The organism is Rhizobium grahamii CCGE 502 (assembly GCF_000298315.2).
Classification (GTDB): Bacteria; Pseudomonadota; Alphaproteobacteria; order Rhizobiales; family Rhizobiaceae; genus Rhizobium; species Rhizobium grahamii.
In genome coordinates, this window is the sequence record NZ_AEYE02000029.1 from 216,066 (window position 1) to 236,870 (window position 20,805).

General features: G+C 61.1%; 21 protein-coding genes. 4 read left to right on the plus strand and 17 right to left on the minus strand.

The window, feature by feature from the left end; genetic code table 11:
• Nucleotides 1-28 precede the first annotated feature (28 nt).
• The 12 genes from odhB to sdhC all read right to left on the minus strand — a co-directional run bounded on the left by odhB (nucleotide 29) and on the right by sdhC (nucleotide 13,446).
• On the minus strand, nucleotides 29-1,273 hold the full coding sequence (gene odhB, locus RGCCGE502_RS22910; RefSeq protein WP_016556581.1) for a 2-oxoglutarate dehydrogenase complex dihydrolipoyllysine-residue succinyltransferase: 1,245 nt from the start codon (nucleotides 1,271-1,273) through the stop codon (nucleotides 29-31).
• 29 nt (nucleotides 1,274-1,302) lie between these two features.
• Nucleotides 1,303-1,620, minus strand: a complete 318-nt coding sequence (locus tag RGCCGE502_RS22915; protein ID WP_016556582.1) for a YciI family protein — start codon at nucleotides 1,618-1,620, stop codon at nucleotides 1,303-1,305.
• A gap of 12 nt (nucleotides 1,621-1,632) precedes the next feature.
• Complete coding sequence (locus RGCCGE502_RS22920; RefSeq protein WP_016556583.1) at nucleotides 1,633-4,617, minus strand: 2-oxoglutarate dehydrogenase E1 component; 2,985 nt, start codon at nucleotides 4,615-4,617, stop codon at nucleotides 1,633-1,635.
• A gap of 156 nt (nucleotides 4,618-4,773) precedes the next feature.
• Nucleotides 4,774-5,679, minus strand: coding sequence for a succinate--CoA ligase subunit alpha (gene sucD / locus RGCCGE502_RS22925; RefSeq protein WP_016556584.1), 906 nt, complete (start codon nucleotides 5,677-5,679; stop codon nucleotides 4,774-4,776).
• Between the two features lie 19 nt (nucleotides 5,680-5,698).
• The gene (gene sucC / locus RGCCGE502_RS22930; protein ID WP_016556585.1) at nucleotides 5,699-6,892 is read right to left on the minus strand and encodes an ADP-forming succinate--CoA ligase subunit beta; all 1,194 of its coding nucleotides are present in this window, start codon (nucleotides 6,890-6,892) and stop codon (nucleotides 5,699-5,701) included.
• Nucleotides 6,893-6,931: 39 nt separating this feature from the next.
• Nucleotides 6,932-7,894 (minus strand): malate dehydrogenase, encoded by a 963-nt coding sequence (mdh, locus tag RGCCGE502_RS22935; protein WP_016556586.1) that lies wholly within the window; start codon nucleotides 7,892-7,894, stop codon nucleotides 6,932-6,934.
• A 179-nt stretch (nucleotides 7,895-8,073) separates the two neighbouring features.
• Nucleotides 8,074-9,237, minus strand: a complete 1,164-nt coding sequence (gene zapE, locus RGCCGE502_RS22940; protein WP_016556587.1) for a cell division protein ZapE — start codon at nucleotides 9,235-9,237, stop codon at nucleotides 8,074-8,076.
• Nucleotides 9,238-9,285: 48 nt separating this feature from the next.
• The gene (locus tag RGCCGE502_RS22945) at nucleotides 9,286-9,795 is read right to left on the minus strand and encodes a protease inhibitor Inh/omp19 family protein (RefSeq protein WP_016556588.1); all 510 of its coding nucleotides are present in this window, start codon (nucleotides 9,793-9,795) and stop codon (nucleotides 9,286-9,288) included.
• 222 nt (nucleotides 9,796-10,017) lie between these two features.
• Nucleotides 10,018-10,797: a succinate dehydrogenase iron-sulfur subunit gene (locus tag RGCCGE502_RS22950; protein WP_016556589.1), complete on the minus strand. Its 780-nt coding sequence runs from the start codon at nucleotides 10,795-10,797 to the stop codon at nucleotides 10,018-10,020.
• A gap of 12 nt (nucleotides 10,798-10,809) precedes the next feature.
• The gene (gene sdhA, locus RGCCGE502_RS22955) at nucleotides 10,810-12,651 is read right to left on the minus strand and encodes a succinate dehydrogenase flavoprotein subunit (protein ID WP_016556590.1); all 1,842 of its coding nucleotides are present in this window, start codon (nucleotides 12,649-12,651) and stop codon (nucleotides 10,810-10,812) included.
• A gap of 7 nt (nucleotides 12,652-12,658) precedes the next feature.
• Nucleotides 12,659-13,039, minus strand: coding sequence for a succinate dehydrogenase, hydrophobic membrane anchor protein (gene sdhD, locus RGCCGE502_RS22960; protein ID WP_016556591.1), 381 nt, complete (start codon nucleotides 13,037-13,039; stop codon nucleotides 12,659-12,661).
• Nucleotides 13,040-13,050: 11 nt separating this feature from the next.
• Nucleotides 13,051-13,446 (minus strand): succinate dehydrogenase, cytochrome b556 subunit, encoded by a 396-nt coding sequence (gene sdhC, locus RGCCGE502_RS22965; RefSeq protein WP_016556592.1) that lies wholly within the window; start codon nucleotides 13,444-13,446, stop codon nucleotides 13,051-13,053.
• Nucleotides 13,447-13,758: 312 nt separating this feature from the next.
• Between sdhC and RGCCGE502_RS22970 the strand changes: the two genes are divergently transcribed.
• Nucleotides 13,759-14,295, plus strand: a complete 537-nt coding sequence (locus tag RGCCGE502_RS22970) for a hypothetical protein (protein ID WP_016556593.1) — start codon at nucleotides 13,759-13,761, stop codon at nucleotides 14,293-14,295.
• On the opposite strand, the gene RGCCGE502_RS22975 is transcribed toward RGCCGE502_RS22970, so the two are convergent.
• The 5 genes from RGCCGE502_RS22975 to tsaD are packed head-to-tail and all read right to left on the minus strand — an operon-like array spanning nucleotide 14,285 to nucleotide 17,755.
• The gene (locus RGCCGE502_RS22975) at nucleotides 14,285-14,932 is read right to left on the minus strand and encodes a class I SAM-dependent methyltransferase (RefSeq protein WP_016556594.1); all 648 of its coding nucleotides are present in this window, start codon (nucleotides 14,930-14,932) and stop codon (nucleotides 14,285-14,287) included. The genes RGCCGE502_RS22970 and RGCCGE502_RS22975 overlap by 11 nt on opposite strands.
• 7 nt (nucleotides 14,933-14,939) lie before the next feature.
• A complete protein-coding gene (locus RGCCGE502_RS22980) occupies nucleotides 14,940-15,371 on the minus strand; it encodes an EVE domain-containing protein (protein ID WP_007794193.1) in 432 nt (143 codons plus the stop codon).
• A gap of 2 nt (nucleotides 15,372-15,373) precedes the next feature.
• The gene (locus RGCCGE502_RS22985) at nucleotides 15,374-15,667 is read right to left on the minus strand and encodes a YciI-like protein (protein WP_016556595.1); all 294 of its coding nucleotides are present in this window, start codon (nucleotides 15,665-15,667) and stop codon (nucleotides 15,374-15,376) included.
• Between the two features lie 10 nt (nucleotides 15,668-15,677).
• Nucleotides 15,678-16,661 carry an NAD(P)H-dependent glycerol-3-phosphate dehydrogenase gene (locus tag RGCCGE502_RS22990; protein ID WP_016556596.1) on the minus strand — a complete coding sequence of 328 codons (984 nt, stop codon included), beginning with the start codon at nucleotides 16,659-16,661 and terminating at the stop codon, nucleotides 15,678-15,680.
• Nucleotides 16,658-17,755 carry a tRNA (adenosine(37)-N6)-threonylcarbamoyltransferase complex transferase subunit TsaD gene (gene tsaD, locus RGCCGE502_RS22995; RefSeq protein ID WP_016556597.1) on the minus strand — a complete coding sequence of 366 codons (1,098 nt, stop codon included), beginning with the start codon at nucleotides 17,753-17,755 and terminating at the stop codon, nucleotides 16,658-16,660. The genes RGCCGE502_RS22990 and tsaD overlap by 4 nt, the downstream gene beginning before the upstream one ends.
• Nucleotides 17,756-17,828: 73 nt before the next feature.
• On the opposite strand from tsaD, the gene hemC reads away from it, so the two are divergent.
• From hemC to RGCCGE502_RS23010, 3 genes are all read left to right on the plus strand, one after another.
• Nucleotides 17,829-18,758, plus strand: coding sequence for a hydroxymethylbilane synthase (gene hemC, locus RGCCGE502_RS23000; RefSeq protein WP_016556598.1), 930 nt, complete (start codon nucleotides 17,829-17,831; stop codon nucleotides 18,756-18,758).
• 6 nt (nucleotides 18,759-18,764) lie between these two features.
• Nucleotides 18,765-19,472, plus strand: a complete 708-nt coding sequence (locus RGCCGE502_RS23005; RefSeq protein WP_016556599.1) for a uroporphyrinogen-III synthase — start codon at nucleotides 18,765-18,767, stop codon at nucleotides 19,470-19,472.
• Nucleotides 19,473-19,560: 88 nt separating this feature from the next.
• On the plus strand, nucleotides 19,561-20,802 hold the full coding sequence (locus RGCCGE502_RS23010; RefSeq protein ID WP_016556600.1) for a COG4223 family protein: 1,242 nt from the start codon (nucleotides 19,561-19,563) through the stop codon (nucleotides 20,800-20,802).
• Nucleotides 20,803-20,805: the final 3 nt, after the last annotated feature.

Below are 20,805 nucleotides of genomic sequence, written 5' to 3' on the forward strand. Positions count from 1 at the left end.
GGGCCGCTCACGCGGCCCAGTCGAATGCTTAGAGATCGAGAACCAGACGCTCCGGATCTTCCAGGCTTTCCTTGACGCGGACGAGGAAGGTCACGGCTTCCTTGCCATCGACGATGCGGTGGTCGTAGGAGAGCGCGAGGTACATCATCGGACGGATGACGATCTGGCCGCCGACGACAACCGGGCGGTCCTGGATCTTGTGCATGCCGAGGATGCCTGACTGCGGGGCGTTCAGGATCGGCGAGGACATCAGCGAGCCGTAGACACCACCATTGGTGATCGTGAAGGTGCCGCCCTGCATGTCGGCCATCGACAGCGAGCCGTCGCGGGCAGCCTTGGCGAGGCGCGCCAGTTCCTTTTCGACCTCGGCGATCGACATCTGGTCGGCGTCGCGGATGACGGGGACGACGAGGCCCTTGTCCGTGCCGACGGCCATGCCGATGTGGCAGAAGTTCTTGTAGATGATGTCGGTGCCGTCGATCTCGGCGTTGACAGCCGGCAGTTCCTTCAGCGCGTGGGTAATCGCCTTGGTGAAGAAGCCCATGAAGCCGAGCTTCACGCCATGCTTCTTTTCGAAGACGTCCTTGTACTTGGCGCGCAGGTCCATGACGGCCTTCATGTCCACCTCGTTGTAGGTGGTCAGCATGGCGGCGGTGTTCTGAGCGTCCTTGAGGCGCTTGGCGATCGTCTGGCGCAGGCGCGTCATCTTCACGCGCTCTTCGCGTGCCGCATCCTCGACCGTCGACGGGCCACGAGCAGCAGCCGGAACGGCGGGTGCTGCAGCTGCTGCAGGAGCGGAGATGCCCTTGGCAACAGCGGCGATCACGTCGCCCTTCAGAACCTGGCCGCGCTTGCCTGATCCATCGACCTGATCGGCCGACAGGTTGTTTTCTGCGAGCATCTTGGCGGCAGCCGGTGCCGGCGGCATCGCGGAAGCGGCAGCTGCCGGAGCAGCGGCGGCTGCAACAGCAGGTTCGGCTACCTTTGCCGGACCTGCGGCGGGGGCAGCAGCAGCCGGGGCAGCGGTAGCACCGGCGCCCGCGGCGATCTGACCGAGCAGCGCGCCGAGACCGACGGTCTCGCCAGCCTGGGCAACGATCTCGGACAGCGTGCCCGAAGCCGGAGCCGGTACTTCGATGGTCACCTTGTCGGTCTCAAGCTCGAGAATCGGCTCGTCGGCCTTGATGGCATCGCCGACCTTCTTGAACCAGGTACCGACGGTTGCCTCGCTGACGGATTCACCGAGAGTTGGAACGCGGATTTCTGTGGCCATTGTTCAAATCCTGATTTGCTTGTGTTCGTTTATTCGTTTCCGGCAGCAGATGGCCGGAGAATGATCGAGGGCATCGGCAATATGTCGAAGCGAAAACCGTAACCGGAAAGGATGATCGGATCGGCGTCGGCGAGCGCCTGCGCCGCCTTCTGATCCTCCACCGAGACGACTGCCATGCCCCAGGCCCCCTCGCCTTCGAAGACGGGACCGACGGTGATCGCCGATCCCTCTTCTGCGTTCTGGTGCCAGTAGGCGACATGACGCTTCATCGCGGCCATTTCCTCCCCGGTCGCATCGTGCGGGAAACGGGGGCGAGGCGGCGCAAGTCTCAGAAAGAAATATGCCATCGCCCCGATCCCTTAGCCGCCCAACGCATCCTCGAGGAATGCGGCGAGCTGCGACAGATGCTTGGACATCAGACCCGTTGCCGGCGAAGCGGCGGCCGGACGACCGGTGTAGCGGACGCGCTGGTACTTCGCATCGATATGGGCGAGCACCCACTCCAGATACGGGTCGATGAACGACCATGCGCCCATGTTCTTCGGCTCTTCCTGGCACCAGACCATCTCTGCGTTCCGGAAGCGGGAAAGCTCGTTGATGAGTGCCTTTGCCGGGAATGGATAGAGCTGTTCGACGCGCAGCAGGTAGACATCGTCGATGCCGCGCTTTTCGCGCTCTTCCAGAAGGTCGTAATAGACCTTGCCGGTGCACATGACCACACGACGGATCTTCGCGTCCTTCTGCAGCTTGATCGGGCCGTCCTTGATGACCTCCGCATCGTCCCAGAGCAGGCGATGGAAGGAGGACTCGCCGGCCAGTTCCGCGAGGGTCGACACAGCCCGCTTGTGACGCAGAAGCGACTTCGGCGTCATCAGGACGAGCGGCTTGCGGAAGTCGCGCTTCAGCTGCCGGCGCAGGATGTGGAAGTAGTTCGCAGGCGTCGTGACGTTGGCGACCTGCATGTTGTCTTCGGCGCAGAGCTGCAGGAAGCGTTCGAGGCGAGCCGAGGAGTGCTCCGGACCCTGGCCTTCGTAGCCATGCGGCAGCAGGCAGACGAGGCCGGACATGCGCAGCCACTTGCGTTCGCCCGACGAGACGAACTGGTCGAAGACGACCTGTGCACCGTTGGCGAAGTCGCCGAACTGGGCTTCCCAGAGCGTCAACGCGTTCGGTCGAGCCAACGAATAGCCGTACTCGAAGCCGAGGACGGCTTCTTCCGAAAGCATCGAGTTGATGACTTCGTAACGGGCCTGGTTGGACGACAGGTTGGCAAGCGGAATGTAGCGCTCTTCTGTTTCCTGATCGTAGAGAACCGAATGACGCTGCGAGAAGGTGCCGCGTTCACAATCCTGACCGGAGAGGCGGATCTTGTGGCCTTCGACAACTAGCGAACCGAAAGCAAGTGCTTCCGCCATCGCCCAGTCGAGGTTCTCGCCCGTCTGGATCATGTTGGCGCGGTTTTCCATGAAGCGCTGGATCGTGCGGTGCGCATGGAAGCCTTCCGGAATTTCCGAAAGCTTGCGGCCGATATCCTTGAGTGACTTCATCGGAACGGCGGTCTTGCCGCGGCGCTGTTCGTCGGCGTTATCAGCCGTGCGCAGGCCCGACCACTCGCCGTCCAGCCAGTCGGCCTTGTTCGGCTTGTAGCTCTGGCCGGCGTCGAACTCCTGCTCGAGGTGCGCGCGCCAGTCGGCCTTCATCTTTTCGACTTCGCCGTCTGTCAGCAGGCCTTCGGCAACGAGACGATCGGCATAGACCTGCAGAACCGTCTTGTGGGCGCGGATGACCTTGTACATCTTCGGCTGCGTGAAGGACGGCTCGTCGCCTTCGTTGTGGCCGTAGCGGCGGTAGCAGAACATGTCGATGACGACGGGCTTGTGGAACTTCATGCGAAATTCCATGGCGATCTTGGCGGCATAGACAACCGCTTCCGGATCGTCGCCATTGACGTGGAAGATCGGCGCTTCGATCATCTTGGCAACGTCGGACGGATAAGGCGAAGAACGCGAGAAGGCCGGGTTCGTGGTGAAGCCGATCTGGTTGTTGATGATGACGTGCATCGTGCCGGCAACGCGGTGACCGCGCAAACCCGACAGGCCAAGGATTTCGGCAATCACACCCTGGCCGGCAAACGCCGCGTCGCCGTGGATCAGCAGCGGCAGAACCTTGGCACGCTCGGACAACGGAATGGTGTCACCGTCCCAGACGGTGGCGCCCATATCCTGCTTGGCGCGGGCCTTGCCCATCACGACGGGGTCGACGATTTCAAGATGCGACGGGTTGGCCGTCAGCGAGACGTGAACCTTGTTGCCGTCGAACTCGCGGTCCGAGGAGGCGCCGAGATGGTACTTGACGTCGCCCGAACCTTCGACTTCGTCAGGCGCGTAGGAACCGCCCTTGAACTCGTGGAAAATGGCACGGTGCGGCTTGCCCATGACTTGCGAAAGCACGTTCAGACGACCGCGATGCGCCATACCGAACACGGCTTCACGCAGACCGAGGTGGCCACCGCGCTTCAGGATCTGCTCCAGCGCCGGGATCAGCGATTCACCGCCGTCGAGACCGAAACGCTTGGTGCCCTTGAACTTCACGTCGAGGAACTGCTCGTAGCCTTCGGCTTCGACCAGCTTGGCAAGGATCGCCTTCTTGCCTTCCGGGGTGAAAGCGACGCCCTTATCCGGACCTTCGATGCGCTCCTGGATCCAGGCCTTCTCTTCCGGATTCGAGATGTGCATGAATTCGACGCCGAGGGTCGAGCAGTAGGTGCGCTCGAGGATCTCGATCATCTCCGGCAGGGTCGCGTATTCGAGGCCGAGAACGTTGTCGATGAAGATCTTGCGGGAATAGTCAGCCTGGGTGAAGCCGTAGGCTTCTGGCGACAGTTCCTTGTAGTCTTCGACCGGTGCCGCGATCCCCAGCGGATCGAGCTTGGCATGCAGGTGACCGCGCATGCGATAAGCGCGGATCATCATGATGGCGCGGACGGAATCGCGCGTGGCCTGCAGGATGTCGGCACCATCGGTCGGCTTGCCAGCGGCTTCCGCCTTGCCCTTGACCTTGGTCTCGATGATCTTTTCGACTGTACCCCAGTCGCCATCGAGTGCCGAAACAAGGTCGCTCTTCGGCTGCAGGGGCCAGTTCGTCCTGCGCCAGGATGCACCCTTGGCCGCCTTCTTCACATCTTCCGGATTGTCTTCCAGTGCCTTGAAAAAGGACTGCCATTCCTCGTTGACCGAGCTCGGGTCTTCTTCATAGCGCGCATAGAGCTGCTCGATATAGGCAGCATTGGCGCCATCCAGGAACGAGGTGATCTGAAACTGCTCGTTGGCTTCTTGCCGTGCCATGGTTACACGCGGACGCTTTCGTCCGCCTCCTGACTTGTGATTCCGCCGGATACTCGACCGGCTTGCCGCATCTGTCGTTAGCCGCCTGCCCGCGGCTCATTTCATTCGAAGTCGAGGCCCGGGCAGACGCTAAGGCTGCCCGGGATATAGATCGGATCAGCCCTTGAGGACTTCAACCAGCGTCTTGCCGAGGCGAGCTGGTGACGGCGAAACGCGAATGCCAGCCGATTCCATGGCCGCGATCTTCGATTCCGCGTCACCCTTGCCACCGGACACGACGGCACCGGCGTGACCCATCGTACGGCCCTTCGGCGCGGTACGGCCCGCGATGAAGCCGGCCATCGGCTTCTTGCGGCCCTTCTTGGCTTCGTCGATCAGGAACTGTGCTGCGTCTTCTTCAGCCGAGCCGCCGATTTCGCCGATCATGATGATCGAGGTCGTGGCGTCGTCGGCCAGGAACATTTCCAGCACGTCGATGAACTCGGTGCCCTTCACCGGGTCGCCGCCGATGCCGACAGCCGTCGTCTGGCCGAGGCCTTCGTTCGAGGTCTGGAACACGGCTTCATAGGTCAGCGTGCCGGAGCGCGAAACGATACCGACCGAACCCTTGCGGAAGATCGAGCCCGGCATGATGCCGATCTTGCACTCTTCCGGCGTCAGGATGCCCGGGCAGTTCGGCCCGAGCAGGCGCGACTTCGACTTGTCGAGCTTGGCCTTCACCCGCACCATGTCCATGACCGGGATGCCCTCGGTGATGCAGGTGATGAACGGGATCTCGGCTTCGATCGCCTCGATGATCGCGTCCGCAGCGCCTGCCGGCGGGACGTAGATCACGGTCGCGTCGGCGCCGGTCCGTTCCTTGGCTTCGGCAACGGTCGCGAAGATCGGCAGGGAAGTGCCGTCGACGCCTGAGGACCACGATTCTCCGCCCTTCTTCGGGTGAATACCGCCGACCATCTTGGTGCCGTAATAAGCGAGCGCCTGTTCGGTGTGGAAGGTGCCGGTCTTGCCGGTCAGGCCCTGAACGAGGACCTTCGTGTCTTTGTTGACGAGGATAGACATTCTTTCCGGTCCTTCCAGATTAGGCTTTGATCGCCGCGACGATCTTCTTCGCCGCGTCGTCAAGATCGTCGGCAGCGGTGATCGCCAGACCGGACTCGTTGAGGATCTTCTTGCCGAGCTCGACATTGGTGCCTTCGAGGCGAACGACGAGCGGAACCTTCAGGCCGACTTCCTGCACAGCTGCGACAACGCCTTCAGCGATGACGTCGCAACGCATGATGCCGCCGAAGATGTTGACGAGGATGCCCTCGACCTTCGGGTCTGCGGTGATGATCTTGAAAGCCGCCGCGACCTTCTCCTTGCCAGCGCCACCGCCGACGTCACAGAAGTTTGCCGGCTCCTTGCCGTAGAGCTTGATGATGTCCATCGTCGCCATGGCGAGACCGGCACCGTTGACCATGCAGCCGATGTTGCCGTCGAGAGCGACGTAGGCGAGATCCCACTTCGAGGCCTCGATTTCCTTGGCGTCTTCCTCGGTCTCGTCGCGCAGCGCCTTGACGTCGTCATGGCGGAATAGCGCATTGCCGTCGAAGGACATCTTGGCGTCGAGGACGCGCAGGTGGCCGTCCTTCATGACGATCAGCGGGTTGACTTCGAGGAGCGCCATGTCCTTTTCGCCGAACGCCTTGTAGAGCGCTGGGAATAGCGACTTGGCATCTTCGGCGGCAGCGCCGGTCAGTTCGAGAGCCTTGGAGATCGCGGCAACGTTGGCAGCCGTGACACCAGCCTCCGGATCGATGGCGATCGTATGGATCTTCTCAGGCGTGTCGTGGGCGACAGCTTCGATGTCCATGCCACCTTCCGTCGATACGACGAAGGCAACGCGGCCAACCGAGCGATCAACGAGCAGCGAGCAGTAGAGTTCACGCTCGATGTCGGCGCCGTCTTCGATATAGAGGCGGTTGACCTGTTTGCCGGCTTCGCCCGTCTGCGCCGTGACCAGCGTGTTTCCGAGCATCTCCTTGGCGTGAGCGACGACTTCGTCGATCGACTTGGCGAGGCGAACACCGCCCTTGGCGTCGGGGCCGAGTTCCTTGAACTTGCCCTTGCCGCGGCCACCGGCGTGAATCTGGCTCTTGACGACATAGAGCGGACCCGGCAGCGACTTGGCGGCAGCTTCGGCCTCCTCGACCTTGAGGATCGGCACGCCCTTGGCGACCGGAGCGCCATAGCCCTTCAAGAGAGCCTTGGCCTGGTATTCATGAATGTTCATGGATTTGTTCCTGTTTGGATTGCGTCGGCGCGCAACTGATTACTTCAGCGCAGGCGCGATGTTGATGCAGGCTTCGCACAGGCCGGCGACAGCACCGACGGACTTGTCGAACGCTTCCTTCTCAGCCTTATTGAGATCGATCTCGATGATGCGCTCGACGCCACCGGCACCGATGACGGTGGGCACACCGACATACATGTCCTTGACGCCGTACTGGCCGGTCAGCTGCGCTGCGCAAGGCAGGACGCGCTTCTTGTCCTTGAGGTAGGATTCAGCCATCTCGATCGCCGAAGCGGCCGGCGCGTAGTAGGCAGAGCCGGTCTTCAGCAGGCCGACGATTTCAGCTCCGCCATCACGGGTGCGCTGGATGATTTCTTCGAGGCGCTCCTTGGTGACCCAACCCATGGTGACGAGGTCTGTGAGCGGGATGCCGGCAACGGTCGAGTAACGTGCGAGCGGCACCATCGTGTCGCCGTGGCCACCGAGAACGAATGCGGTGACGTCTTGTACTGAAACGTTGAATTCCCTGGAGAGGAACAAGCGGAAGCGCGAGCTATCGAGAACGCCGGCCATGCCGACGACCTTGTTGGCCGGAAGGCCAGAGAACTTCTGCAGCGCCCAGACCATGGCGTCGAGCGGGTTGGTGATGCAGATTACGAAGGCGTTCGGGGCATACTTCTTGATGCCGGCGCCGACCTGTTCCATGACCTTGAGGTTGATACCGAGAAGGTCGTCGCGGCTCATGCCCGGCTTGCGAGCAACACCGGCGGTGACGATGCAGACGTCGGCACCTTCGATCGCAGAGTAATCGCTGGCGCCGGTGAGGTTGGCGTCGAAGCCTTCAACCGGCGAGGACTGCGCGATGTCGAGGCCCTTACCCTGAGGAATGCCATCGGCGATATCGAAGAGAACGATGTCACCCAGTTCCTTCAGGCCGGCGAGATGTGCCAGCGTGCCACCAATCATGCCAGAACCAATGAGTGCGATCTTGTTACGCGCCATTTCGCTGTTTCCTTTGCGATCAAAATTCGTCAGGCGACGCGCGGAGGGGGCATCGCCCAATGCCGCAATCGCATAGACCCAAAGCCAAAAAATGGCAAACGATTATTTTTGAGCGAGGAATTTCAATCGTTTAGATCATAAAATTCTTACGTAAACGTAAGATAATTCGTCACTAAAAATTACTCGGCAGCCCGCCGCTCGTGGTGCAATGCGAGATACTCGGCACTGCGCATCTCGAAAAGGCGCGAGACGGTACGATCAAATTCGAAGCCCTCGGTACCACGCGCTTGTGTCAACAAATTTTCAGGCATCGCTGCAGCGGACACATAGAGCCGCACCGCATGATCGTAAAGCGTGTCTATTAGGATAATGAAACGTTTCGTCTGGTTGCGCTTCTCCGGACCAAGCAACGGCACATGATCGACGAAGATGGCGTCGAAACGTTCGGCAACCGCCAAAAAGTCCGCTGGACCCAACGGCTTCTCGCAAAGATCGGCAAAGGTGAAGCGCGCCAGGCGATCGACCGCCCGCGGCACATGGATCGATCGTCCCTTCATCGGAATTTCCAAGGGCTGCGCCTTGCGGCCATGAAGCGCCTGCATCCAGGACGCATCCATCGCCATGTCGGTCCGGTCATCGATCGGTGTCAGGTAGACAGGCTGGCTATCGAGTTTCTCCATCCGGTAGTCGGTCGGAGAGTCCAACGTCACGATTTCGACATTCTGCTTCAGGAGATCGACGAAGGGCAGGAACAGGCTTCGATTGAGGCCGTCCTTGTATAGGTTATCGGGCTCGACATTCGAGGTCGCGACCAGCAGGCACCCGCGCCGGAAGAGTTCGGAAAAAAGCCGCGATAGGATCATCGCGTCAGCAATGTCCGTCACCGTGAACTCGTCGAAGCAAAGCAGTTCGGCCTCATCATAGAGAGCTGCCGCGACGACCGGGATGGGGTCGGCCTGCTTGGTCTCGCCCTGCTTGAGCTTTAGCCGGTGCGCTGCGATGCGATTGTGCACATCGGTCATGAACTCATGAAAATGCGCGCGCCGCTTCTTCGCGCATGGTGCCATCGCGAAGAACATATCCATCAGCATGGTTTTGCCGCGGCCGACGCTGCCGTGAATGTAGAGCCCCTTGACCGTTTCCGACGGCTTCTTCTTGTTGGCAAACAACCAGCCCAGAGCACTCGCCTTCGCCGCCGGCCGCCGCTGTTTCAGCCCCGACAGCACCCGATCCAGGCATTTCGCCACGTGCATCTGGGCTGAATCGATTTGAAGCGCACCCGAAGCCGTCAGCGACTTCAATTGTTCGCTGACGCTCAGGGTGTAGTCTGGCATGGGTTGCATAAAGGAGGTCCGCCTATGCAGGATCGGCGGCCTTCGCCGCCCAATCTTTTAACGGCTGAGGCTGATCGGCTGTCCGGTATTGGTCTGGCCGCTGAAGGCATTGTCGGCGGTCTTATAGACGCTGCCGATCTGGTTGCCGCTGCGGTCCTTGAGGAGGACCTGCTTGCCGGAGACTTCCCAGGAACCCATCGCTGTCAACTCGCCGACGCAACCGCGCGTACCGCCGCGCGAGCCGCTGCCGAGATTGGTAAGCGTCAGGAACATGTCGCAGGAGCCGTTGACGCGCCAGCTGCCGACCATCGATTCCTTGGTGACGTCCATTGCATTCGCAGCCATCGCACCCGGCTGACCACCAGCGACAGGTGCCGAGGTCGTCGGCGCGGCTGGGAACTGGGCGGAGCCGGAAGGCGGAGGAAGCTGCCCGCCCTGAACCGAGGGAACGGGCTGAGCCGTCAGCGGCGCGGGGGCAGAATAGCTTGCGTCATTATATGCGGTGCGCTGGCAGCCAGCTAACGACAGAATAACCACGAAACCTGTCGCCATATGTCTGAACTGCATCATGATACTCCTGATCTTTCCAGTATTGTCCTGAAGTTGCCGCGCAATCACGGCGGAATTATCTTGAAAGGCTGTGTTGAATCAAGCCAGCGCGAGGAGAAATTGTGTCGATGTGGGAGCATCGCCGTAACCCCGAGACAAATTTGGCGCAATCCCGGGCAAATCAAGGCTTCGTGACCGGATAAAGAAAAGGGCCGCATCTGCGGCCCTTTGCTGGATGGATCAAACGCGACGCTCGACCATCATCTTCTTGATTTCGGCGATCGCCTTCGCCGGGTTCAGACCCTTCGGGCAAGTCTGCGCACAGTTCATGATCGTGTGGCAGCGGTAGAGGCGGAAAGGATCTTCCAGATTATCGAGACGTTCGCCGGTTGCCTCGTCGCGGGAATCGATCAACCAGCGGTAGGCCTGCAAGAGAACGGCCGGACCGAGATAGCGGTCGCCGTTCCACCAGTAGCTTGGACAGGAGGTCGAGCAGCAGGCGCAGAGGATGCACTCGTAGAGGCCATCGAGCTTCTGGCGATCTTCGTGGCTCTGCTTCCATTCCTTGGCGGGCGTCGGCGAAACCGTCTTCAGCCACGGCTCGATCGAGCGATGCTGGGCATAGAAGTTGGTGAGATCAGGGACCAGATCCTTGACGACAGGTAGGTGGGGCAGCGGATAGATCTTCACCGAGCCTTTGATCTCGTCCAGGCCCTTCGTGCAAGCAAGCGTATTGGTGCCGTCGATGTTCATCGCACAGGAACCGCAGATGCCCTCGCGACAGGAACGGCGCAGCGTCAGCGTCGGATCGATGTTGTTCTTGATGTAGAGGAGACCGTCGAGCACCATCGGGCCGCAATTATCGACATCGATATAGAAGGTGTCGATCGACGGGTTCTGGCCATCGTCGGGGCTCCAACGGTAGACGCGGAATTCGCGGGTATTCTTGGCGCCAGCCGGCTTCGGCCACACCTTGCCTTCGCGCATCTGGGAGTTCTTGGGAAGAGCGAGTTCAACCATGTCCAGTTCCTCTTAGTACACGCGAGCCTTGGGCGCGATCTTCTTTGGATCGATGCCCTCTGCGATGAGCTCGGTGTGAACCGGGCGGTAGTCGAGCTTGACGTCGCCTGCGTCGTTGACCCAGGCGAGCGTGTGCTTGCGCCAGTTGACGTCGTCGCGGCCGGCGAATGCGCCTTCCGTGTAATCTTCGCGGGCGTGAGAACCGCGGCTCTCCTTGCGTGCTTCGGCCCCGTAGATCGTGGTGATGGCGTTGGCCATCAGGTTCTGCAGCTCGAGCGTTTCGACAAGGTCGGAGTTCCAGATCATCGAGCGATCGGTGACGTTGATGTCACGCATTTCCTGCCAGATGGCGGAGATGCGCTTGCAGCCCGACTCCAGCGATTCCTGTGTACGGAACACGGCAGCATCTTCCTGCATGGCGCGCTGCATCTTTTCGCGCAGCACCGCCGTCGGCGTACCGCCGCTGGCATGGCGCAGACCATCGAAGCGATCCATGATCTTGTCACAGGCAGCAACGTTGAGATGCGGGATCGGCGCAGCACGGTCGATGACCTCGCCGGCGCGGATCGCCGCGGCGCGGCCGAAGACCACGAGGTCGATCAGCGAGTTGGAGCCGAGGCGGTTGGCGCCGTGCACCGACGCGCAGCCGGCTTCTCCGACCGCCATCAGGCCCGGAATGATCCGCTCGGGGTTGGAGCTGTCGGCGTTCAGCACTTCGCCCCAATAATTCGTCGGAATGCCGCCCATGTTGTAGTGAACGGTCGGCAGAACCGGGATCGGCTCGCGCGTCACGTCGACGCCGGCGAAGATCTTGGCACTCTCGGAAATGCCCGGCAGGCGCTCGTGCAGAACGGCTGGATCGAGATGGTCGAGGTGCAGGAAGATATGGTCCTTGGCCTTGCCGACCCCGCGGCCTTCGCGGATTTCCAAAGTCATGCAGCGCGAGACGACGTCACGTGAGGCAAGGTCCTTCGCCGAAGGGGCATAGCGTTCCATGAAGCGCTCACCCTCGGAATTCACGAGGTAGCCGCCTTCGCCGCGCGCGCCTTCGGTGATCAGACAGCCCGAACCGTAGATGCCGGTCGGGTGGAACTGAACGAACTCCATGTCCTGCAAAGGCAGGCCGGCGCGGGCAACCATGCCACCGCCGTCGCCGGTGCAGGTGTGCGCCGAGGTCGCCGAGAAATAGGCGCGGCCGTAACCGCCGGTCGCCAGCACCACCATCTTGGCGGCGAAGCGATGGATCGTGCCGTCGTCCAGGCACCAGGCGACAACGCCGGTGCAGCGGCTGCCGTCATCCGACATGATCAGGTCGAGCGCGAAATACTCGATGAAGAATTCGGCGTTGTTGCGCAGCGACTGGCCATAGAGCGTGTGCAGGATGGCATGGCCGGTACGGTCGGCAACCGCGCAGGTGCGCTGTACCGGCGGGCCTTCGCCGTAGTTTTGCATGTGGCCGCCGAACGGGCGCTGGTAGATCTTGCCCTCTTCGTTGCGCGAGAAGGGGACGCCGTAGTGCTCGAGCTCATAGACCGCCTTCGGCGCTTCCATGGTCAGATACTGCATGGCGTCGACGTCGCCGAGCCAGTCGGAGCCCTTGACGGTGTCGTAGAGATGCCACTGCCAGCTGTCAGGCGTCATGTTGCGCAGCGAAGCGGCGATACCGCCCTGGGCGGCGACCGTGTGCGAGCGGGTCGGGAATACCTTCGTGATGCAGGCAGTCTTGAAGCCCTGCTCGGCCATGCCGAGGGTGGCGCGAAGACCAGCGCCGCCGGCGCCGACGACGATCACATCATAAGAGTGATCGACGTATTTGTAGGCCTTCCTATTCTGAGCGGGTGAAGTCGGTGCCATGATACGGTTATCCTACGAAAGCAATTTTCAGAATGGCGAAGAGACAGAGCCCCGCCATCAGGATCGAAAAGAAGGTGTTCAGCATCAGAAGGCCGATCTTGGCGAATTCGCCATGAACGTAGTCCTCGATGATGACCTGCATGCCGAGCCGCATGTGAATGACGCCGGAAACGACCATCAGGCCCATCACGACCGCAACGAGCGGGTTCGACAGAGCGTGAACGACATCGGAGTACGGCTCGCCTGCGTGAACGATCATGAAAATGATGAAGAAGAGAAAAAGCGGCACATTGGCAACCGCCGTGACGCGCTGACGCCAGAAATGATCGGTTCCTTCCTTGGCCGAGCCAAGGCCGCGAACCTTACCCAGGGGGGTGCGCATATCCATGAGAACAACCTTCAGAAGCGAATAAGGAAGCCGATCACCCAGACCAGCACGGTCAGACAGAGCGATATGACGATCGAGGCCTGGGCCATCTTGGTCGAGACTTCTTTGTCGAAGCCGTGACCGAGATCCCAGACGAAGTGACGGAAACCACCAACCATGTGGTGCAGAAGCGCCCAGGTGTAGCCGAGCAGCACGAGCTTGCCGACGATGCTCCCGAGGATCCAGTTCACCCAATCATAGTAGGCCTGACCGGTCGCAGCCGCGATCAGCCACCAGGCGACCAGCAGTGTGCCGACGTAAAGAGCGCCACCGGTAATGCGGTGAACGATCGACATGACCATGGTGGGGATTGGTTTGTAAATTTGCAAATGCGGCGACAGGGGCCGGTTATTTGTCACATTCGCCATCAGAACCTCGCGGCGTCTTCTCTGCGCTCCCGACATCAGGAAGCATTCAAGGCGATCACACGAAGGACAAATTTGTTTGTGTGCGTCGCATCAATGGCGACGTTTAATCACGTAAGCCCCTAACGACAAGTATAATTGCAACCCCAATTTAATTTAATCGATTTGCGTCTCTGGGTGGCGCGAACTGCGCTTGACGGCCGGCCTGTTTCCCGACGCAACCGGCATGTAGGGGTGTCTTCTGGACAATTAGCTGCTTTTGGCGCATTTTGCTGTTAACGCTTTGTTAACAGTTCCATTTTGGAGATCCGCGCGATGCTGAAGCTTGCCTCCGTGCTCGTTTCCCTTGCCGCTGCCGCTTTGATCGCAATGCCGACCTCCGCCGGCGACTTCGGCCACAATTCGTTCTCTCGCCACGGTGGCAAGGTTTTCATTGGGCATCGTACTCCCATGATCCTCGGCCGGCCGTTTCGTGGCTTAAACCATGGCCGACCACATTTCGCCGATGGATATGGCCGGTTCGGCTATGGCCACAGGCGCACACCTTTGATCAAGCGCGCCTCGTTTCCTTATCGCGGCTACAACGGCTATGGCGGCGGTTACGGCGGTTATGGTGGACGCAATGTCATCGTCGTCGTTGCACCACAGAGCGGCGGAAGCGTAGGCGGCACCTATGCGGGATCATCCTACGTCTACGACAGCGATGGCGGAACTTACGCGGTCGGCAGCAACTATGGCTTTCCGGTGCAAGTCCAAACCACCGGTCTGGCGCCAATGGCCAAGGTCATCAGCGTGACGGCAAAGAGCAGCGCTTGCTCCTACGAGGCAGGTGTTTGTGTGATCAGGCCGTGAACCGCCAAACAGTTGTTTTCTTCACCTCGCTGTCCTCAAGTGCCCGCGTAACCGGGACTTGATAGGCTGCGCAGAATTCCAGGCGCTTCCTGGGAAGGTAGGCGCGGCCCGGATCGCCGACGAAGACCGTGATCCCTTGGCGGCTGAGCGTCTCGAACCACGGAACGATCGCCGCAGCAAAATCGCTGTCGTAGAAGACGTCGCCGGCGAGCAGAATATCTGTGTCGACGTGAGTGCCGATCAGATCAGCATCGCTGAAGTCGACGTCGACCTTGTTCAGTCCCGTGTTGAGCCGCACGGCGGTTTTGGTCCACGGATCGATGTCGGCGGCAATAACCTTCGTCGCTCCGGCCATTTTTGCCGCGATCGCGACAAGGCCGGAGCCCGTGGCGAAATCGATAACGCGCTTGCCGGCAACAGTCTGGGGATGGTCGAGTATGTACCGCGCCAGTCCCTGACCGCCCGCCCAGGCGAACGCCCAGAACGGAGGCGGCAGACCGATCTCCGCGAGTTCATCTTCCGTCTTGAGCCACAAGTCATGGGCTTCGTCTGCCAGATGCAGCCGAATCTCCGGCACATGCGGCGGCGCCATCACGCCGGTATTGGCGCGGATGAAGATTTCTGGATCGGTCTTCAATGGTCGCTCAACGCGGCGGATTGTCGAGCCCGCCCAAGCGGCAGATCTCCAGATACTCCTCGTCCGTGACCGGCTGGACCGAAAGTCGCATGGAGGTGACGAGCGACATCTTGGCGAACTTCTCGTTGGCCTTGATGTCCTTCAGCGAGACCGGCTTGGGGATGTCGCAGACGGCGCGAATATCGACGCAGTCCCAGCGGTCATCGCCCTTGGCGGTCGAGTCAGGATGAGACAGTGCGCAGACCTCGACGATACCGACGATCTCGAGGCCCTCGTTGGAGTGATAGAAGAAGCCCTTGTCGCCCAGCTGCATCGCCCGCATGTTGTTGCGCGCGAGATAGTTCCGGACGCCGGTCCATTCGGTGCCCTTCTCGCCGGCAGCCTTTTGCTGCTCCCACGACCAGGAGGCGGGTTCGGATTTGTAAAGCCAATGCGCCACGCTCATGCCTCCGGATTGTTGAAGACCCAATTGAAGGGCTTGATATCGACACTCTCAAAGAGGCCGGCCTTGGTGTAGGGATCGCTGTCGGCCAGCGCCTTCGCTGCTTCGATCGTATCTGCATGAATGATGACGAGGCTGCCGCAGGGCTTGCCTTCGGCATCCAGAAACGGGCCGGCCATCTTCAGTACACCCTCGGCACTGAGCTTGTTGAGGTGCTCCACGTGGGCGGGTCTCGCCTCCATGCGAACGTTGAGATGATCGGGTTTATCCTTGCAGAGGAGAGCAAAAAGCATATCGGAACTCCTATTCAGTCGTTATCGGACGCGTCATAAGCTGATCGATGGCCTCGGCAATGCCGAGCTTGCCTTCGATGATGGCGGACACGGCATCGGTAATTGGCATGCTGACACCAAGCGACTGTGCCAGACGCGATGCCACGGCCGCTGCAAAAGCGCCCTCCACGAGTTCGCCATGAGAGGGGTCGACGGTCTCGCCACGACCAAGGGCAATGCCGAAGCGAAGATTGCGCGACTGGTGGCTGGTCGCCGTCAAGACCAGATCACCAAGGCCGGAGAGGCCAGGCACAGTATCCGCCTGCCCGCCTTTGGCGACGACAAACCGCGACATCTCGGCAAGCCCTCGGGCAATTAGCGCCGCGCGCGCAGAGTCACCGATCCCCGCGCCCTCCACGATCCCGCAGGCGATCGCCAGAACGTTCTTCAGCGCACCGCCAAGCTGGACGCCGATCCGATCAGATGAGGCATAGAGCCGGAACGTCCGCCCGGAAATGGCGTGGGCCAGCCTTTCGGCCACATCCATGTCCGATGCAGCGATCGCCATCGCTGTCGGCAATCCCTTTGCGATATCGGCAGCAAAGCCAGGCCCCGATAGCACGGCAACGGGGTGACCCGGAATTTCGCGCTCCAGCATGTCGGTCAAGAGGTTGCCTGTCGCCCTCTCGATGCCCTTGGCGCAGGTCACCACAACGGCATTGCTTGCGAGATAGGGTCGGTACTGCCTCGCCGCATCCGCCTGTGCCTGCGACGGCATCGCGAAGAGCACGATGTCAGCATCGGAAATCGCATCCGGTTCGGCGGAAAAGCCAAGCGACTCCGGCAAGGCAATGCCCGGCAAGGCCGCGTCATGCCGATGCTCGGCCTTCAGGTCGGCGATCAACTCAGGATCGCGGCCGACCAGCGTCACCGCATTGCGCTCGGTGAGGGCAATCACTGCGGCAAGCGCCGTTCCAAAGGCGCCAGCGCCGATGACAGCAATCTTTTCGCTCATGCTTTCGCTCCACGCTTGCCGAAGCCAAGCAATGTCTCGGCATTTGAATCCAGCGGCCAGCGCGAGCGCGGCTGCACATCGAGATCATCCGGTGCGACGCCCGTTGCCATGCGCTCCAGACCTGCCCAGGCAATCATCACCGCGTTATCCGTGCACAAATGCAGCGGCGGCGCGACGAAACGAAAGCCATGCTTGTCGCAAAGCGACTGCAGGGTACTGCGAACCTCCAGATTGGCCGCAACCCCACCGGCAACCACAAGTGCCGGTCCGCCGTCAACATTTGGGAACTCGGCCGTGAAGCGCGCGAGCCCACGACCAATGCGATCCTTCAGGGTCCGTGAGATCGCTTTCTGGAAGGAGGCGCAGATGTCCGCGACATCCCGCTCCGTCAACGGTGCGATGTCGCTCGCCGCCTGACGCACGGCCGTCTTCAGACCGGAGAACGAGAAATTGAGCTTTGCTTCTCCGACCAGCGGTCGCGGAAAGTTGAACCGATCGGGGTTACCGCTCTTGGCGGCGCGCTCGACCGCGGGTCCGCCAGGATAGGGCAAGCTCAGCAATTTCGCCGTCTTGTCGAAAGCCTCACCGAGCGCATCGTCGATCGTTGTGCCCCAGCGTTCGTATTGTCCGACGCCGCGCACGAGAATAAGCTGCGTATGTCCGCCGGACACGAGCAGCATCAGATAGGGAAATGCAAGCCCGTCCGTCAGCCGCGCCGTCAATGCATGCCCTTCGAGGTGATTGACCGCATAGAGCGGTTTCCCGGACGCCTTGGCGATCGCTTTGCCGGTCATGAGCCCGACGAGCAGACCACCGATCAGCCCAGGCCCCGAGGTTGCCGCGATGGCATCGATATCGGAGAGCGACACATTGGCGCGTTTCAAGGCCTCGTCGATCAGCGTATCGAGGGCCTCGACATGGGCGCGCGCAGCGATCTCGGGCACTACGCCGCCGTAAGCGCTATGCTCTTCGAGCTGGCTCAAGACAACGTCCGAGCGCACCGTCGGCTGGCCGTCGACGGCACGCTCGACCACTGCCGCGGCGGTTTCGTCGCAGCTTGTTTCGATGCCGAGGATGCGTAGAAAGGGCGCCATGAAACCTGATCGTTGATTGCGATGGGTCTTAAACCCGTTTACGAGGAACTCCGGTAACAACGGATCAATGCGGATGCAAACAAAACCTTTCCGGATCGGCACCCGAGGCAGCCCGCTGGCGCTCGCCCAGGCTCACGAAGCCCGTGACAGGCTGATGGCAGCGCACGGGCTTCCCGCAGAGATGTTCGAAATCGTCGTTCTCAGCACCAAGGGCGATCGCATCACCGACCGCTCGCTGGCCGAGATCGGCGGCAAGGGGCTTTTCACCGAAGAACTGGAACAGCAGCTTGCAAGTGGCGACCTCGACATCGCCGTGCATTCCGCCAAGGACATGCCGACGCGACTTCCGGAGAGGCTCTGTCTTTCCGCTTACTTGCCACGCGAGGATGTCCGTGACGCGGTGATCGGGCGAACGGCACCGAAGCTGATTGATTTGCCGCACGGCGCAACCGTTGGCTCTTCGTCGCTCCGCCGCCAGGCGCTGATCCGCAGAATGCGGCCCGACATCAACGTCATTACCTTTCGCGGCCTCGTCGATACGCGACTGAGAAAGTTGCAGGAAGGCCAGGTCGATGCCACGCTGCTTGCGCTCGCCGGCTTGAAGCGGCTCGGCAAGGTTGAGGTGATCACAGATATTCTTTCGGCGGAGACCTTTCCGCCCGCGCCGGCTCAAGGGGCAATCTGCATCGAGAGCCGTATCGGCGACGCCCGCATCGACGACCTGCTTGCTCCCATCAATGATGCGGCGACCTTCGACGCAGTTTCCTGTGAAAGGGCTTTTCTCGCCGCTTTGGATGGCTCCTGCCGCACGCCAATCGGCGGCTATGCCATTTGTGAAGGCGACCAGGTTCGCTTTTCCGGCCTGATCATCACACCTGACGGTCGCAATCAGCACGCTGTCAGCGTCGACGGCCACAGGCGCGACGCGGCGGCCCTGGGCACCCGTGCGGGGCAGGAAATCCGCGCACGCGCCGGCAGCAGCTTCTTCAACGACTGGAGTTAGCTTCCGATGCGCGTGCTCGTGACCCGTCCTCAGCATTCGGGCGAGCGCACCGCCAAGCGCCTTCGCGAGCTAGGACACGAGCCGATATTGCTGCCCCTGTCGCGACCGGTTCACGACGCCAGTGCGGCGCTGCGCGGCTTAAGCACGACCAAGGGCAGCATAGCGATCACCAGTGCCGAAGCAATCAGGGCGCTTACATCGCATGCAGCCGAACTTGCCATCCATCGCGCGCGCGCCGTCTTTGCGGTCGGCGATGCAACGGCCGAAGAAGCGCGGACGATCGGTTTTACCTCCGTCACCGCATCGAGCGGCAGTGGCATCGAGCTTGCCGAGACAATCGCGAAACAGGCGGGCGGCGCTGTCGTCTATCTCGCCGGGTCGCCAAGAGCAGCGACCTTCGAGAAGCGCGCGAATGAAATCGGCCTGCAGATCGTCGTCGTAGAATGTTATCGGATGGAGCCGATCGACCCCGCACCTCAAACGTTGGAAACGATCTTCACCCATCAGCGGCCCGACGCGATCCTCCTCTATTCGCGCCAAACGGCTAAAAATTTCGTCCGCGCGGCCGCGGCGCAGATGCAGGACGGCAGTATGGACGGAATGCGCTTCCTTTGCCTCAGCAAATCCGTCGCGGAGGTGATCCCCGCGTCGCTGCAGAGTACCGTAAGCATTGCGGAGATGCCGGAAGAGCGCAGCCTTTTGTCGCTCCTTTGAATGCGAGCGCGCCCAAATTTTATCTAACCTCTTTCCTTGAATAGCATCACTGACTAGTTTCGTTGCAATGCATCAGTAAGAGGATCTCATGGCACCAGGAAATCCGCCTCGCCACTCGAAGAACACCGAAAAGCCGGTCACCATCGATCTGGATACGCAGGAATTTGCTTCTGCCAAGGATACCGAAGCGAAAGCCGAAGAGCCGATCGATAAGCCGGATACGAGCGCTGCGGACGAGCCTCCAGCACAGCCCGACCTGACCAGCGAGCCGTTGCCCGACGAAACGCCGGTGGCCGCTGCCGAACCCCCACCAGAGCTGCACGGGCCGAGCAATCCCGTTCCGCCAGCACCGCCCGCCGCCCCATCGCACAGCGGTACGTCGGGCCTGATCGCAGCCGGGATCGTCGGCGGCCTGATTGCGCTTGTTGGCGCAGGCGCCATTCAATATGCAGGCTACCTGCCAAGCTCGTCCGCGCCTCCGACACCATCGGCTGACGTCGCCAATTTCTCAGCAGAGATCGACGGCCTTAAGCAATCGGTCGCCAATCTCGCCGCCGCTCCGCCCACTTCCGACACAGGTGCGCTGGAGCAGCGTATCGCCGCATTGGAGGCGACGGCTAAAAACCCGCCCGCCGCGGTCGCCGACACGACTGCGGTCAATGCTCTCAATCAAAAGATTGCCGATTTGACCGGCCAGATTGATCAACTGCGTGGCGCCGTCACTCAAGCCTCGGAGCAGAAATCCTCCGACAGCGCGGATATTGAGCAACGACTTGCCGAGGCGGAAAAGAAACTCAACGAGCCACGGCAGGATGTCGCCGTTGCGCAGGCGATCGCCGCCGCCGCGCTGAAGGCGGCAATTGATCGCGGTGGTCCGTTCGTCGCCGAACTCGACACCCTAGCAGGGGTCTCCCCCGACGACCCGGCGATCGCGGATCTGCGCAATTTTGCAGCGACCGGCGTTCCCTCGCGTGCCGAGTTGGCCCGCCAGGTGCCGGATGTCGCAACAGCGATCGTTGATTCCGTCAATCAGACCGACGCCAACCAGAGTTGGTCCGACCGGTTGATGGCGGGCGCCAAGTCGCTTATAAAGGTCCGGCCTGTCGGCAACGTCGATGGCGAAAGCGTCGAAGCGATCGCCGCACGCATGGAAGACAAGGTGAAGAACGGCGACCTGCAGGGTGCCGCATCTGAATGGACCGACCTGCCGGCTGAGGCTAAACAGGCATCCGCCGCCTTCAAGCAATCTCTGGAAGCCCGCATCCGCGTCGAAGATCTCGTGAGCAGCGCCTTGTCCAAGGCCGTTTCCAACGCTGGCAAGGAGGGCTGAGGC

Excerpts from the sequence above, each read along its gene's own strand:
- RGCCGE502_RS22985 (WP_016556595.1), bottom strand. The coding sequence starts at position 15,667 with ATGCTTTTTGCTCTCCTCTGCAAGGATAAACCCGATCATCTCAACGTT.
- mdh (WP_016556586.1), bottom strand. The coding sequence starts at position 7,894 with ATGGCGCGTAACAAGATCGCACTCATTGGTTCTGGCATGATTGGTGGC.
- RGCCGE502_RS22950 (WP_016556589.1), bottom strand. The coding sequence starts at position 10,797 with ATGGTTGAACTCGCTCTTCCCAAGAACTCCCAGATGCGCGAAGGCAAG.
- RGCCGE502_RS22945 (WP_016556588.1), bottom strand. The coding sequence starts at position 9,795 with ATGCAGTTCAGACATATGGCGACAGGTTTCGTGGTTATTCTGTCGTTA.
- RGCCGE502_RS22915 (WP_016556582.1), bottom strand. The coding sequence starts at position 1,620 with ATGGCATATTTCTTTCTGAGACTTGCGCCGCCTCGCCCCCGTTTCCCG.
- sucC (WP_016556585.1), bottom strand. The coding sequence starts at position 6,892 with ATGAACATTCATGAATACCAGGCCAAGGCTCTCTTGAAGGGCTATGGC.
- sucD (WP_016556584.1), bottom strand. The coding sequence starts at position 5,679 with ATGTCTATCCTCGTCAACAAAGACACGAAGGTCCTCGTTCAGGGCCTG.
- RGCCGE502_RS22970 (WP_016556593.1), top strand. The coding sequence starts at position 13,759 with ATGCTGAAGCTTGCCTCCGTGCTCGTTTCCCTTGCCGCTGCCGCTTTG.
- sdhD (WP_016556591.1), bottom strand. The coding sequence starts at position 13,039 with ATGGATATGCGCACCCCCCTGGGTAAGGTTCGCGGCCTTGGCTCGGCC.
- sdhA (WP_016556590.1), bottom strand. The coding sequence starts at position 12,651 with ATGGCACCGACTTCACCCGCTCAGAATAGGAAGGCCTACAAATACGTC.
- sdhC (WP_016556592.1), bottom strand. The coding sequence starts at position 13,446 with ATGGCGAATGTGACAAATAACCGGCCCCTGTCGCCGCATTTGCAAATT.
- tsaD (WP_016556597.1), bottom strand. The coding sequence starts at position 17,755 with ATGGCGCCCTTTCTACGCATCCTCGGCATCGAAACAAGCTGCGACGAA.
- RGCCGE502_RS22990 (WP_016556596.1), bottom strand. The coding sequence starts at position 16,661 with ATGAGCGAAAAGATTGCTGTCATCGGCGCTGGCGCCTTTGGAACGGCG.
- RGCCGE502_RS23005 (WP_016556599.1), top strand. The coding sequence starts at position 18,765 with ATGCGCGTGCTCGTGACCCGTCCTCAGCATTCGGGCGAGCGCACCGCC.
- RGCCGE502_RS22920 (WP_016556583.1), bottom strand. The coding sequence starts at position 4,617 with ATGGCACGGCAAGAAGCCAACGAGCAGTTTCAGATCACCTCGTTCCTG.
- hemC (WP_016556598.1), top strand. The coding sequence starts at position 17,829 with ATGCAAACAAAACCTTTCCGGATCGGCACCCGAGGCAGCCCGCTGGCG.
- odhB (WP_016556581.1), bottom strand. The coding sequence starts at position 1,273 with ATGGCCACAGAAATCCGCGTTCCAACTCTCGGTGAATCCGTCAGCGAG.
- zapE (WP_016556587.1), bottom strand. The coding sequence starts at position 9,237 with ATGCAACCCATGCCAGACTACACCCTGAGCGTCAGCGAACAATTGAAG.
- RGCCGE502_RS23010 (WP_016556600.1), top strand. The coding sequence starts at position 19,561 with ATGGCACCAGGAAATCCGCCTCGCCACTCGAAGAACACCGAAAAGCCG.